This window comes from Paenibacillus lautus (assembly GCF_050482385.1).
Classification (GTDB): Bacteria; Bacillota; Bacilli; order Paenibacillales; family Paenibacillaceae; genus Paenibacillus_AQ; species Paenibacillus_AQ lautus_B.
In genome coordinates, this window is the sequence record NZ_JBCNHV010000013.1 from 47,235 (window position 1) to 61,314 (window position 14,080).

Consider the following 14,080-nt stretch of genomic DNA (forward strand, 5'->3'; position numbering starts at 1 on the left):
CTGCCGCGGCATGCTCCTTTCTTTTTTTTCGATCAAACCGTTTCATCTAACAAGCCCTGACCTGTACAGTTTTTGTACAGAATAGAATGATACAATTCGCGAGGGGGAAGAGGCCCTCGGGTGAAAATGCTTGTTGGCATAAAGGTTTACTCCTGAGTGAATGGAGGTTGGAGGGTTTGGAATGGCGAAGCGGACGTAAAGTCTTGTGGATAGTGCTTGGTATATTGCTAAGTGCTGCTTTGGGGATCGGGGGATGTTTGATCCAAGCCAAGGGGGACAATGCAACGAAACGTTTTATTACGATGAATATGACCAACCCGAATGGCACACTGGCTACCTATTTACAGGGAGCAGAGTCGGTCAATCCCGAATTGGCAGCAGGGCGAGAGGCACTCTCCGAGTCCCTCGGGTTTTGGATGCAGGCGGCGCTGGAAAGTCGTGACCTGGTCGCATTTGAGAAGAGTTATGACATATTAACTCGCTATTTTATAGTAGATGGTCAGTATATTGTGTGGAAACTAAGTCCCGAAGGAGGGGCCAACGTCAGCACGAACGCGCTTGGCGATGATTTGCGGATTATCGGGGCTCTGCTCGAGGGTGCCCGGATATGGAAGGGCCACTCCGAATGGAAGACGACGGCCAGGGATCTTGCGGAAACCTTGTTAAGCCGGTCACAGAAAAACGGATACCTGGTGGATTTCTACGATTACTCCAGTCAGGAATTGCCTGACACGCTGAGTCTTGCCTATGTGGATCTCCCGGCACTAAAAGGGCTCCTGCAAGAAGGACTACTGGATATGGAAACGTACAATCGATATTATGCCCTTCTACAGGAAATGCCGGATGATGGTGTGTTCTACCCCAAGTCCTTCAATGTGGTGACCGGGGAATATACATATGACGCAAATGCGAATTTAATTGATCAACTGTTAGTCGCTTTACATGCCGGGGAAACGGAAAGGGGCCAAGAGCCGCTGCTTACATTCCTGAAGCAAGAGTTTAAGCGGACGGGGAAGGTAGCCGGACAGTATCGACGCGCTGATCGAACGGCCGTGGTGAATTACGAGTCTTCTTCGGTGTACGGGCTCGCGATGATGTTTGCTCTTCAAAGGGATGACAGGCCATTTGCAGCAAAGCTGTACAAACGCATGCAGACCTTCAAAGGAAAAGATGCCCGTTACCCCGGAGGATATGTATTCGGAAAAAACACGCATATTTTTGATAACTTGCTTCCTTTACTAGGGGAACAGGCTTTTGATCGAGGTGGACATGGAAAATAAAAAATTGATCCAGCGCATGGTCTGGGGATATGTACTGCTGATCGGTTTAGCGATCCTGCAGGAGCTGTTGGTTTATATTAATGTCGTTAGAGACTCATCATTTACGCTGCTTGAGCTGGGATTCAGTATTGGATGCCTTGCGGCTCTGTTGCTAGGTTTCTTAGTTCCTCCCGGGGTTTCGGTCGTTTGTATTTTTGTTTATATTGTTGCTTATTTTGTATGGCTTACGACGTATGCCGAGGTCGATGTGCTGTCCATCTCCTGGCTTTGGCTGCTGCCAGCTAATGTGGCCGCGGCTACATTTATCAAATCCGGGCTGATTCGCAATAAGCGGCTGATGGAGCGGCTGGACGAGCTGCAGCGAAAGAATCCGGAAGTGGATTTGGTTACCTCGCTAGGCAATAAGGAAGCTTTTAAGGCAACGCTGGTCAAGCAGTCGAATCTGGCCAATCGTTATTCGGATGCATATACCTTTTGTCTGGCCATGTTTAAAATTGAATTTCTGCCGATGGTGCGGGAATCCCTTGGTTCCCAAGGCTACGCCAAGCTGCTCGCTTCCTTATCGGAAGCGATACGGAATCACATTCGGTACGAGGATTACAAGTTCGGCCTTGACGAGGGGCGTTTTATCGTGCTGCTCCCCATGACGAACCAGGAGTATTTAAAAGCATTGACAGACCGGATTAAGCACGTGCTGATGGACATGCCGTTTCAGGACTGCAAGGGCGGGGAGCTGAAGCTGGTGATCCGTGCAGGAGCGCTGGTGTTTGCTAAGGAGCAGTTCAGTAAATATGAAGATGCGGATGCCGTCATTGCCGCACTCGAACGCAATACGGAGACGGATTTGATCGGAGAATATATATAAATCATTGCCATTTTATTAGTTAGCGGCAGGAGGAGGAAGAGATGTCTTATACGGAATGGTTTGTTCCGCTATGCAAAATCGTCAGCCTGATGTTTACCCTTGCGGTGCTGGGGCTGTTCATTGCTACGGTGGCCCTTCGAGTTCGAGTACAGCGAAAATACGACCGGAGGAAGATCCGTGGCTGACTTATTATTAATATTTTGTATGATTAGCATTTGGGCCGCCGTGTTGGAGTCGATCCTCATTATGGGGGGAGCGATTCGGTTTATTTTCAGGCAGAGCCGCAGGGAATGGAACGTTCCCCGGGTGGATGGGATGGAGCATTTCCCCAAGGTAACCGTTATGGTGCCCGCGCACAATGAAGAATTGGTTATCGCGGCAACGGCGGACCATATTTTGCGGCTGAATTACCCGAAGGATAAGGTGCAGCTCATTGTCATTGCCGATAACTGCAGTGATGATACGGCTGGAAAATTGAAGGCTTTGAAGAGCAAGGAAGCGTATCGCGACCGGGATTTTATGATTTTTGAACGTACAGGAACGGGTGGCAAATCGGGTGCGCTTAATGATGCGCTGGAGTATGCCAAGAACGAATGGATTTGTATCTTTGACGCGGATGCGGCACCGGAGCGGAATGCATTGTACTTTTTGATTGAAAAAGCAATGGAAGATCCTGAAACCTATGGAGCGGTATTTGGACGGAATAAGGCTAGAAACCGCGGGCAGAATTTCCTCTCCAAATGCATTAATCTCGAGCTGGTTACCGCGCAGCGAATCTATCATACCGGGTTGTGGGAGCTTTTCAAGCTGGGGACGATTCCGGGAACGAATTTTATTGTAAAAACGGATCTGATGCGCGAGATCGGTGGCTGGGATACGGAGGCCATTACAGAAGATACGGCCATCTCGTTCGAGATTATGACAAGGGGACAGCTGATTGCCCTGGCTCCGCAGGCAGAAGCTTATCAGCAGGAACCGGAGCAGCTTAGCGTGTACTTGAAGCAGCGAGAACGATGGGCCAAGGGGAATTTTTCGGTCGTGATTGAGAACATCCATCATTTGTTTAATCGGTCAAGCTGGCGGATTAAGCTGCAAGTGTTGTACTACGCGGCGAGTTATTTTTGGTTTTTACTATCCATTATCGTGTCGGATATCATCATCGTTGTCAACTTGGTCTACTGGGTGATTGCCCTGTTCAATCCGGATGTGGTGTCACCGTTCCAGTTTGCCGATGATGTATACGTCTATCTGATGGTTGCCTGGGGATTGATGTATTACCTATTTGTGCTGCAGATCAATCTGGCGCTGGCAACCGATGTCGGGCAAAGCACGACCCAAAACTTTATTCTGTCCTGCCTATCGTATTTCACGTATGCTCAGCTATTTCTGCTGATTTCTCTGCGCGCGGTCTATTCTTTCGTCATAGACAAAGTGACGGGGAGACAAGCCAAGTGGTACAAAACGCAGCGATTTGGATAACTTCCCTTTATTGATTTGTCCATTCAGCTAATAAATCCATTGCTTTCAATCGGAGAAGCCATGTTTGTTCCATAATGTCTAACATTTTACGGCTTCTCGGGCGATTAGGGAATCGAGTGGCGTGCCAAGCTTCCTGAGGCAATCCATACAAGGAAGAAATCAATTTGCGCTCGATCCTGTCTAAAGGATAGATTTCTTCATACCCTTTTAACAACGATAGATTGAAATCGGGATTATATTGAGTCGTATTCATGAGGGACTTTGCTACATCAACATAGAGGGAGCCAACCTTCATGTGGTCCCAATCGATGATGAAAAGCTGGCCCTCATCAGAAATAATGACATTAGGCGAAGTAATATCGTTGTGTATCAACGCGGTACGGGCCCGTTCCTTCTCCAAGAGGTCTACAATCTCCGGACTCCTTAAGTCGGTCCAGGCCCGCTCCGAAAGTCGGTTACAGGATTTTCCGTATTTTTTGTACCATTTGCGGTTCGGTTCATTCGTTTGTATTGCTTTTGCCATTCGCCTACGAAAGAGGCGGTCTTGGCTTTGCCATAGTTGGATTTGTTTAAAAGTGAAAGGCCCTTTAGCGTGAGGGAAATGACTGGATATTTGATGCAGGGTGGCAAGGGCCCGGCCAAGTTCTTCAAAATCTTCTTGTTTTTCTAATTTCCTTCCTTTTATCCATGGGGACATATAAAAGGGCCTTCCTTGGTTTAAAGTCCATAACGTTCCGGAATTGCTCGTCAGCCATTTAGGCATATAGCTAAAGCCGCTATTTATCAAGAGTTGCATATAGTCTGCAGTTGTTTTTATTTGCTGAATTGTATTCGAACGGAGGAGCAAACTTCGAAAAAAGGGCTTTAGAGCATAGGTTCCACTTTCCGTTTGTACCTGGATGACAGCGTTTTTTCGGTAAAGGGACCCAATCGAGTTCGAACTCAACGGGATCAGGCCAAAGCGGCGGGTAATTTTGCAGATTTGGGTTTTAGTATAGGGATGTACCATGGCAACCTCGATTCATTCAAGATGGGAGAAAGAAGAATATCGAGAGTAGATCTATTTGCTAGGTTATTCATTGAGGGGGAAGTGTGTATGGTCTAACGCCATGAAAGCAATTAAAAACTTGCCGATATAGACAGCGCGGTGAACCTTACCGTAAGTAAAGCAAATTTTTGATATAATGGGCCGGAGGAGGGGAAGGAACATGCACACGATGGAAAGCTTAATGAACCAATTAGAGCAGCTGGGTATTGACAGCAAAGGGACGTTGTTGGTCCATTCTTCGATGAAGAGTATGGGACCGGTCGAGGGTGGCGCAGACACAGTCCTGGATGCGTTGACAGCATATATGAAAGCTGGGCTGCTGGTGTTACCCACTCATACGTGGTCTTACATCAATGCGGACAATCCGAGATTCTATGTGGACCAATCCCCATCCTGTGTCGGAATCCTGCCCGAGCTTTTTCGCAAACGGCCTGATGTGGTGCGTTCACTGCATCCCACGCATTCCGTAGCGGCATTAGGTCGGGACGCCATCACGTTCACAAACGACGATCATCGTTTCGACACGCCATGCGCTAGAGGATCCGCTTGGGGCAAGCTGTTTGACCGCAAGGCGACGATTTTGTTAGTGGGTGTCGATTTAAAGCGCAATACCTTTATTCATGGAGTCGAGGAGTGGGTGGACATTCCGGGCAGGTTAACGGATGGTCATGAGAAGCTGTACACGGTTTTGCCGGATGGAACGGAAATCCCGGTGCCTTCCCGCAGACATTGCGGGTTGTCGTGGTCGGAGCATTTTTGGAAGGTCGATGAGGTCCTGGAAAGTCGGGGCGCGATGCATAAGGGGCATCTTGGCGATGCCGTTGTCCGGGTATGCGATGCGGCCGCGGTGGCGGATGTCATAACGGAAATGCTCAAGGTCAATCCGGATTTGTTCTCGGATAATCATCCCTTGGCCCATGCAATGTGTGAATAAGTTCGATGTGATGGTAGTATGGCACCAGTACCAACGGTCGCCCGTATATAGGCGAGGGCAAGATTTTACTTGAAGTGGGCATAATGGAACCATTGCATGCGACAGAAAGGAAGAAATGGCATGTCTACGGAAACGAATCATCCCTGCATCATCTTGCCGGAAGAGCAAGCGCCCGAAGATATGCAGCATTGTGAACACTGCGAATTGTGCAAACAGCGGAATCGCATCATCTGGGGGGAAGGCAATCCGCAAGGCTCGCTGATGATGATCCTGGATAATCCGGGAGCCCGGGAGGACCGGGAGGGTAACCCGTTCTTGTGCGGGACCCGAGAAACCCTCCAACTCGGCATGAGGGAAGCGGGCATAGATATCCACTCGGTTTACGTCACCTATTTGCTGAAACGCCGGCCAACCCGTGCTTACGATAAGCCTGCAACCCGAGCGGCATGCCTTCCGCATTTGCAGTCGCAGCTCCTTCAGAAGCAGCCGCTCGTATTATTTGGCTTTGGCAATGTCGTAGTCGAAGGATTATTCCCGCAGAAGGAGAATGCCACCGTCAAGGAGCTGCGGGGGAACTGGCATGAATTTGATGGAATCCCGATTGGCTTTGCCTATCATCCGCTGGCGGTAAGAAGAAGACCCCATTTGCTAAGGTTCTTTGTCGAAGATTTGAAAGGTTTAAGGGTGAAGTGGGAGGAAAGAGCAGCGAGGGCACATAAATAGGAGCGAACGCACCTGGCGTTCGCTCTTTATGCTGCGGCTTATTTCATCAAGGTCTCCATAAAATGCTCTTGGAACCGCTTAGCGTCGACGCCGATACAGACGTTGACGTTTGGCCGGTCGGTACAACGCGGACGCAGATCGGCAATGGTTCTGCCATAGGAGTGGATGCCCTCCAGATCTACCTGGAGCACCATCGGCTGAACCTCGATCAAGGTCGGGTCGATCGCGACGGCTACCGCCAGCGGATCATGCAGGGCACAGCCTGTCCGGTTGCCGTAGGCTTCCCGGTAGCCTCCGATATAGTAGGAAGTCATGTCGGCCAAGAAGCGGGTCAGGTCCGAATCCAGGTCTCTCCAGCGCTGAATATCCTCCAGACTGAGCTCGGTCTGCATGGTTACATCCAGTCCGACCAGCGTAATCGGAGCTCCGGATTGGAAGACGAGCTGGGCCGCTTCGGGGTCGGAGTATACATTCGCTTCCGCATGCATCCGGCGGTTGCCCGCCACGCCCACGGCTCCACCCATTACGATAATCTGACGGACCAACGATGATATCTCCGGCGCCTGCAGAATGGCTGCAGCCAGATTGGTCAACGGGCCGACACAGATCAGCGTGACCTGCTTCGGATATCGCCGGATCTGATCCACCATAAATGCAGCCGCAGACGTTGAGACCGGCTTGCCTGCCGGATCGGGGAATGTCAAGTTGCCGAGTCCGTTCTCGCCATGAAACTGGACGGGATACGACTTCAGCGAGGGATGGAACAAGGGGGCGGCTTCCCCCATGGCGACAGGAATCCCGGCTGCGCCAAGTCGCTCCAGCACATGGAGCGTATTGCGAGTGGCGTACTCCACCGGAACGTTTCCGAAGCAGGTCGTTATTCCTAGGATATCGAGAGCCGAAGCCCGGACAGCGTAGGCAATCGCCAACGCGTCGTCAACGCCCGTATCCACATCCAATACGATTCGATGCATCAATCATGCTCCTCCTTTCACTGACGGTTATGATAGCACCGTTTGTATATAATGCTGCAGGAATGCTTCTTCACGGACCTGCATGCAGACAGAGGCATTGGTCCGTGACTGCGGGCGTCTGAAGTCGACCAGCGTTGCGCCGGAAGATAGCTGTCCTTTTGTTTCGATATAGACGTAATAATCCTCCGACTCTACAAGGGAAGCATCCTCGACGACAGCCAGCGCCAGCGGATCATGCATCAGCCGGTATCTGCCCTCGTTCAAACGGTCGCTTGCCTCAAAGCTGAAGGTGAATATATGCTGCATGAAAGCTTTTAACTCTGCCTGTTCATCCGTGAAGCTGCTCATGAGCTGTTGATAATGAGCCTCGCCGAACTTGGCCTTTCCGGTCACGTCCAGGCCCACCATCGTAATCGGAATCCCTGACTCGAACACCCGGTGCGCCGCTTCGGGATCGCCGTGGATGTTGGCTTCGGCTACTGGCGTTATATTGCCCGGCACGTTGATGGCGCCTCCCATCAGCACCAGCTTGGCTTTCTGCACGATTGACGGGTCCTTGGCGAGCGCCACCGCCAAATTGGTCAGCCTGCCGGTGAAGACCAGCGTAATGTCATGCGCCTGTTCCCGCACCTTCCGCACGATGAAATCGGATGCCCTCTCGTTCGCCGGCGATTGGCGCGCCTCCGGCAGTTCATATCCGGCCAGGCCGTTTGCTCCATGAATGGCGGTTACGTTCTCCCGCCGAGGGCGAAATAAAGGGGCATCCGCTCCCATGGCAACGGGAATTTCGTAGCGGGGCTGCGCCAATTCCAGCACCCGGAGCGTATTCTTCGTCGCCTGCTTCACGTCCACATTGCCGAATACCGTTGTAATGCCTTCTATATGCAGCTTATTGGACTTCACGGCAAAGATGAGCGCCAAGGCATCATCCACGCCGGTATCCACATCCAACAGGATGTGCTTTAACTGCTCCTGCTCCATATCGTTGTCACTCCCTTATTCCTTCACTTATGCTTGGCAAGCTCGTCCGCAAGCTCCGGTATCGCCAGAATGTTACAACCGATATCCAGGGAGTGGCTGAGCCTGCTGATATGCGGCTGCTTCAGCATCGCCTGCTCCAGCACATCCAGATTCCAGAAGATGGCCCGCTTGTCGTCATCCGCAATAACCTGACGGTTCGCCATGACGATAACCCGCTCGAAGTTGTTCACGACAAATTCCATATCATGTGTGATGGTGATGATGGTTTTTCCTTCCTGGTTTAAAGCCTCGATCAGATGGGCGAGCCGCGCCATGGCCGGAAGATCCTGGCCTGCCGTCGGCTCATCCAGAATGATGACGCTGGAATCCATCGCAATGACGGAGGCAATCGTTACGAATTTACGCATGGAATAGGGCAAATTGTACGGATTGTCCTTAAGAAACGGAACGACGCCTGCCAGTTCCGCCGCTTTCATGACATTCGCTTTGACCTGTTCCTCCGGAAGGCCGAGCTTGCGGGGGCCGAATTCAATCTCGCTGTACACATCGTTATGAAAGATCTGGTCGTCGGGGTTCTGGAACACATAGCCTACCTTCCGCGATATTTGCGCGGTGGTATAGTCCCGCGTATTCCAGCCGTCGATGACGACATCCCCCTCGGAAGGCTTGAGCAGCCCGTTCATCATCTTGACGGTGGTCGTTTTACCTGCCCCGTTCTGGCCGACAATGGCAACGGATTCCCCCTTTCGGAAGGACATGTTAACGCCGTCCACCGCTTTGTAGCCGTTCGGATAGGCAAAGGAAACATTCGTCAAAGTCAGAAAGCTCATGCGTTTACCCCCTTCTTCATCCATGTCTGCACGGCCTCGAGGGCTTCTTTTTCCGTTAAGGGTATGCTCCCGAGATCCATCCCCCGTTTGCGCATGTCCAGGCCGAACAGCGAATATTGGGGGAGCGCGGCTCCGAACGCCAGGGCACGCTCATCGGTAAGAATCTCCTGCGAGCTGCCTTGCATAACTACTTCACCCTCGCTCAGCAGGATGACATCGTCGGCATATTCGGCAATCAGCTCAATTTTATGTTCGACGAGTATGATGGTTTTCCCCTTTTTCTTCATCAGCTCGATAATCTTGAACACTTCTTCCGTTCCCTTCGGATCAAGCTGCGAGGTCGGCTCGTCAATGACCAGCACATCCGGCTCCATGACGATGATGGAGGCAAGTGCAACCCGCTGCTTCTGGCCGCCGGAGAGCTCGAATGGGTTTTTGTCCCGCAAATAATCGATCTCCAGCATGTTGATGACCTGATCCACCTTCTCCCGGATAAGTGCGGGCTCCATGCCCAGATTTTCAAGGCCAAATGCAATCTCTTCAAACACGTTATCCTTCACGCCGCTGATCTGTGTAAAAGGATTCTGGAACACATAGCCGATTTTTTGGGAGAGCTCGCCCATTTCCCATTCGCGGATATCCTTGCCTTCGATCAGCACCTCGCCGCGCAGATCTCCCTTATAGAAGTGGGGGATAAAGCCGCGAATGACGTTGCACAGGGTCGTTTTTCCGCCTCCGTTGGCCCCGGTCAGCGCATACAGCTTGCCTCTTTCGATCGTGACGTTCACGTTCTTGAGTGCATCGGACTCGCTGATCGGATATTGGTAGGATAGATTCTTGATCGTAATGATACTCATAGCGCAACTCTCCAGACGATTAAGATAGCAAGCAGTACGACCAGCAGAATTCGAACCAGCCGGTCATGCTTTGTTTTCTCCAGTTTGTAGATGCTGCTTTTTTTGACATTGGCCGAGAAGGCCCTCGACTCCAGTGTCAGTACCCGTTCCTCCGTGCTCGCCACGGATCCGAGAATGAGCGGACTAAGGGTCGGCAGGAAGGCCTTCATGCGGACAAGCAGCTTGCCTTCGGTTTCAACGCCTCTTGTTTTTTGGGCATCCATGATGACGTGAGTCAGTTTTTTCATCTCCGGAATGAGCTGCAAGGTAGACAAGATGACATAGGTTACTTTGGATGGCAGGCCGATCTGTTCCAGGGAATGGACCAAATCCTTGACCTTGGTGATGCGGAAGAACAGAATGAAGGCCGATGCCACCGCCACGATTTTGGATGTCAGGAACAGGGCGAACTCAAGTCCTTCCCGCTTGATGGAGAAGATGCTCCAGCTCCACAGAATGTCGTTGCCGGGATAGAAGAAGCTTTGCAGAATAAAGATGAACACAACAATCATCAGCAGAGCCTTGATCGCCAGATTGGAAAACTCCTTAAAGCTGCCGGCGAAGTAGGCCAGCACCATGCAAATCGGTAGAACGGCGTAGCTGAATCCGTAGCCGGGCACGATAAATGCGGCCACGCATAAAGCGATGGTAATCATAAACTTGGTTGTTGGATAAAGACGGCTCAACAAGGACCGTTCGTTATTCACAAGAACCCCTCCTTTATGAAAGCGTATCCATTATGGACTACACGTCATTTCTTTTTGATAAAAGCTGCACCGTAATTGAGCTTGGACAAGTATCTTGGGGACATCTTCATCACGATGACAAAGGCAATGACGTTGCTGATGATTTTGTCGACGCTTTCTACCAGGATTTTGGTTGAGAATACCGCTGTCCAGATCTGCTGACCGGAGGCCAGGAATGTAGCAACCACAGCATCCGAAGAGTTGCCGGTCGCTCCGCCGAACATCAGCACCTGGATCGGAGAGGCCACGATCAGAACGGTCAGTACGACGGCGAATGAAGACAAGATCACTTTCCACAGCTTCGTATACATGCCTCTCATAGAGAGCAGGCCGACCACCAGACCGACGGCCATTTGTACAGGCGTAAATGCGAACGAGACTGGGTTCGTTATGCCGACAACAAGATTGGTGCTGGCCCCCGTAATCATACCGACCCAAGGACCGGCGATCATGGCCGTCAGAATCGTCCCGATGGTGTTCAGGTAAATCGGCAGCTTGAGCAGCAGTATGATTTGCGCACCAACAAAGTTGATGGCGATCCCGATCGGAATCAACAAAATGGCCAACAACGAAAAATCATATTTAAATCCGCGTTTGATTCCCATTGATTTATCCCCCTAGAGCATAGTTTGTTTTCAGCAATCCCTATTCGTCCGCTAAAATGGTATGGAGCGCGACCTCGACCATGTCGTGGAAGGACTTCTCGCTGTCCTGATGGGACGAGCGTTCATTGGTCAGCAGATGACTGCCTACCGTTAATATGGACAGGGCCCTGACGCCGTACTTAGCAGCCAGCGTGTACAGGGCGGCACTTTCCATCTCGACCGCGAGCACACCGAAGTCCATGAATTTATGAAGACGGTCCAAAGTTTCCCTATAAAATTCATCGGAATTATAAATGTTGCCGACAAAGACATTCACCTGCTTCTCCTGAGCTAGTTGATGGGCTTTGCTTAACATGCCGTAATCGGCGGTTGGCGCGTAATTGCAGCCATGAAATATTTTTTCCATCAGATTGCTGTCCGAGGATACGGCTTGGGCCAGTACGATGTCACGGACCTGAAGCTCTTTTTGCATGGCGCCGCAAGTACCGATGCGGATCAGCTTTTTGACCCCGTAATCCTGAATCAGCTCCGTCGCATATATGCTCATGGTCGGGTTGCCCATTCCCGTACCTTGGACAGAAACGGGAACTCCTTTATAAAGGCCGGTGTACCCGTACATGCCTCTCACTTCGTTGTAACAATATACCTCCTCCAAGAAGTGCTCTGCCACAAACTTCGCCCGCAGCGGATCGCCGGGCAGCAGCACGCGTTCTGCGATATCTCCCTGTTTTGCTCCCAAATGTATGCTCATCTTGCTCCTCCTGCTTACTGGCCTCCCTCTTAAGAAAGCGCTTTATTCTTGATCTGCCTTCATCATAGTCAGAATCGGGGGCATAACCAAGACCAGAAAGTTACGGAGCTTAACGGAAAAATGCAACCATGAGTGTCATGGTTGCATTAATTCCTTGCGGATATTTTCCAAATCCCGTTTGGTCGGTATCGTTGAGATAATGACCACGGGCACCGTATGCAGCTCGACGGGAAACGTGCTGATCACGAAATCGATGCCGTGCTTCTGAATCATTTCATCGGTAAGTCCCTCCATAATGGAGGTGTTGATGATCAGCTCGTCGCCGATTTCATTCTTGATGAGCTTGGCGACGTAATGGCGGATGGAGAATTCCTCGCCGATCAGCAGGAAGGCCTTTTTGCTGTTATAGCGCAAGCTGGAGCTGATCAACAGTGTCAGCTTCGTCAGATGATAGTCGTTATACTGAATGCCCGGGTAGTGCTGGCCCCATTCCAGCATACAGCTCTTTACACTCTGGTACATGGGGCGGCAATCCCTTTGGACGTATTCCGTCAGGCTGCTTGACGAGACGGCGATCAGATCGGGAAGCGCATTTTCCAGCCGGAGCTTGTCGAAGAAATCTCCGATTTCCCAGATAAACCGGTCGTTCATATCAATCGCAGGGAACGCGGCAAGCGCCAGCATGAGAAAATGATTGATAATTTGATATTTTTCCTCCCCAATTTGCACGAGATTCGCTTTCTCCCTCGATACCATCGCGCTGACTTTCGCTTCATCATAATAATTGTATTGGCCTAAGCTGAACATGGCCTGCAGAAACCGGATTTCGTCCAGCGGCAAATGAATGGCGTACCGCTGTTCCAGCGCTCTGGCCAATGCGGCAACAGAGGAGTGAAGCATACGGTTCTCCCAGTCATATGGTCCGCTCGGAACATCCGCATATTTGCCCTGCAGCACTCGGGTAATCATGATCGCCGCCAGAAAAGACAAGCTCCGCTTGGCGTTAAGGAAATACACGATGTCATTCTCCGACTCGACCGCCGTAATGTACTCATGGATCTGGGCTTGGTCTATGTCGGCAAATGGCCAGCCGGAGAATTCATAGGCATCGTAAAACAATTTCCAGTAAAAATAACGGATGCTGATTTCCCTGCCTTTGACCTCTGGCATGGAATACGTAATGCGCAAATGGTATCGCTCCAATTCATGGTTGTTCAGCCGGATGATCAGCTTTTTCAGCGAGGAAGAGCTCATATACAGCTTGTCGGCCAGCTCTTCCAGCGGGTAGCGCCCTCCCTCGGCAAAAAGCACATCGAGCAGCTGGTAGAAGGTTCTCTGCCTGTACATGGAAGAGATGACCTCGCCAATCGCGACATTCCGTTTATCATAGTGGAGAATGACGCCTTTTCCCCGCGAAATTTCAAAGTGAATCGAAGGAGGAAGCTCCTGCTTGGCTTCATCGATAATTTTACGGATCGTTTTGTCCGATACGCCAATCTGCTCTTCAATCTCGGCAAGGGTGAACCAGCGATATTCGGAATCGAGCAGGGTCAACAGCTTATGTGTCAGTATAAATTCCTTTTCCATGCGTCGGTTCTCCCCCTTTACGGAACGAGTCGGTTAGTTTGTCAATCCTCTTACCCGTTGATAGACCTAAGTATGGGACGTAATGTACGTATTTATAAACAGCCGCGTCAAACGTTCAGAAGGCTTCCCGTTTTACGCGGCATACAGTCAATGTGCTTTTATATTTTGAGGACAGCTATGTCTCTCAAGACAAGTATCTTATAAGTAATCGTAATGGGCTTTGGGGTTTTAATCAATCGGTATATCAGAAATTGAACGGCATCTTGGTGCAAAACGCTTGATGACCGAATGATCAGTGAGGCGAAGAAGTTCACAAAGTGTTCACTTATGAAAAAGCTCCTAAATCGCTAAAATAACACGGTGAACCATTATATGAAGGGG

15 protein-coding genes are annotated in these 14,080 nt (G+C 50.7%); 6 read left to right on the forward strand and 9 right to left on the reverse strand.

Annotated elements, in window-relative coordinates; genetic code table 11:
• Positions 1-176 precede the first annotated feature (176 nt).
• From ABEW73_RS16830 to ABEW73_RS16845, 4 genes are read left to right on the forward strand one after another with little or no spacing between them, the layout of a single operon-like run.
• The gene (locus tag ABEW73_RS16830) at positions 177-1,280 is read left to right on the forward strand and encodes a glycosyl hydrolase (protein WP_430166385.1); all 1,104 of its coding nucleotides are present in this window, start codon (positions 177-179) and stop codon (positions 1,278-1,280) included.
• Positions 1,270-2,145, forward strand: a complete 876-nt coding sequence (locus ABEW73_RS16835; protein WP_430166892.1) for a GGDEF domain-containing protein — start codon at positions 1,270-1,272, stop codon at positions 2,143-2,145. Before ABEW73_RS16830 ends, ABEW73_RS16835 begins: the two co-directional genes overlap by 11 nt.
• 41 nt (positions 2,146-2,186) lie before the next feature.
• On the forward strand, positions 2,187-2,330 hold the full coding sequence (locus tag ABEW73_RS16840) for a hypothetical protein (protein ID WP_430166386.1): 144 nt from the start codon (positions 2,187-2,189) through the stop codon (positions 2,328-2,330).
• Complete coding sequence (locus ABEW73_RS16845; protein WP_430166388.1) at positions 2,323-3,624, forward strand: glycosyltransferase family 2 protein; 1,302 nt, start codon at positions 2,323-2,325, stop codon at positions 3,622-3,624. The genes ABEW73_RS16840 and ABEW73_RS16845 overlap by 8 nt, the downstream gene beginning before the upstream one ends.
• Before the next feature lie 7 nt (positions 3,625-3,631).
• On the opposite strand, the gene ABEW73_RS16850 is transcribed toward ABEW73_RS16845, so the two are convergent.
• The gene (locus tag ABEW73_RS16850) at positions 3,632-4,633 is read right to left on the reverse strand and encodes a phosphotransferase (protein WP_430166390.1); all 1,002 of its coding nucleotides are present in this window, start codon (positions 4,631-4,633) and stop codon (positions 3,632-3,634) included.
• 199 nt (positions 4,634-4,832) lie between these two features.
• Here ABEW73_RS16850 and ABEW73_RS16855 point away from each other — a divergent pair, with 199 nt between their 5' ends.
• Positions 4,833-5,606, forward strand: coding sequence for an AAC(3) family N-acetyltransferase (locus tag ABEW73_RS16855; protein ID WP_430166392.1), 774 nt, complete (start codon positions 4,833-4,835; stop codon positions 5,604-5,606).
• Between the two features lie 120 nt (positions 5,607-5,726).
• Positions 5,727-6,329: a uracil-DNA glycosylase gene (locus ABEW73_RS16860; RefSeq protein ID WP_430166394.1), complete on the forward strand. Its 603-nt coding sequence runs from the start codon at positions 5,727-5,729 to the stop codon at positions 6,327-6,329.
• A 38-nt stretch (positions 6,330-6,367) separates the two neighbouring features.
• Here the strand turns inward: ABEW73_RS16860 and ABEW73_RS16865 are convergent, their stop codons facing one another.
• From ABEW73_RS16865 to ABEW73_RS16900, 8 genes are all read right to left on the reverse strand, one after another.
• Positions 6,368-7,303: a nucleoside hydrolase gene (locus ABEW73_RS16865; RefSeq protein WP_430166396.1), complete on the reverse strand. Its 936-nt coding sequence runs from the start codon at positions 7,301-7,303 to the stop codon at positions 6,368-6,370.
• A gap of 27 nt (positions 7,304-7,330) precedes the next feature.
• Entirely contained in the window at positions 7,331-8,284 is a 954-nt protein-coding gene (locus ABEW73_RS16870; protein WP_430166398.1) for a nucleoside hydrolase, read from the reverse strand.
• Positions 8,285-8,307: 23 nt separating this feature from the next.
• A complete protein-coding gene (locus ABEW73_RS16875) occupies positions 8,308-9,114 on the reverse strand; it encodes an energy-coupling factor ABC transporter ATP-binding protein (RefSeq protein ID WP_430166399.1) in 807 nt (268 codons plus the stop codon).
• The gene (locus ABEW73_RS16880; RefSeq protein WP_430166401.1) at positions 9,111-9,971 is read right to left on the reverse strand and encodes an energy-coupling factor ABC transporter ATP-binding protein; all 861 of its coding nucleotides are present in this window, start codon (positions 9,969-9,971) and stop codon (positions 9,111-9,113) included. Before ABEW73_RS16880 ends, ABEW73_RS16875 begins: the two co-directional genes overlap by 4 nt.
• Positions 9,968-10,717 carry an energy-coupling factor transporter transmembrane component T gene (locus ABEW73_RS16885; RefSeq protein WP_430166402.1) on the reverse strand — a complete coding sequence of 250 codons (750 nt, stop codon included), beginning with the start codon at positions 10,715-10,717 and terminating at the stop codon, positions 9,968-9,970. Before ABEW73_RS16885 ends, ABEW73_RS16880 begins: the two co-directional genes overlap by 4 nt.
• A 44-nt stretch (positions 10,718-10,761) precedes the next feature.
• Complete coding sequence (locus ABEW73_RS16890) at positions 10,762-11,361, reverse strand: ECF transporter S component (protein ID WP_015738050.1); 600 nt, start codon at positions 11,359-11,361, stop codon at positions 10,762-10,764.
• Positions 11,362-11,401: 40 nt separating this feature from the next.
• Positions 11,402-12,112 carry a purine-nucleoside phosphorylase gene (gene deoD, locus ABEW73_RS16895; RefSeq protein ID WP_430166404.1) on the reverse strand — a complete coding sequence of 237 codons (711 nt, stop codon included), beginning with the start codon at positions 12,110-12,112 and terminating at the stop codon, positions 11,402-11,404.
• 135 nt (positions 12,113-12,247) lie between these two features.
• Positions 12,248-13,699, reverse strand: coding sequence for a helix-turn-helix domain-containing protein (locus ABEW73_RS16900; RefSeq protein ID WP_430166406.1), 1,452 nt, complete (start codon positions 13,697-13,699; stop codon positions 12,248-12,250).
• Between the last annotated feature and the right edge of the window lie 381 nt (positions 13,700-14,080).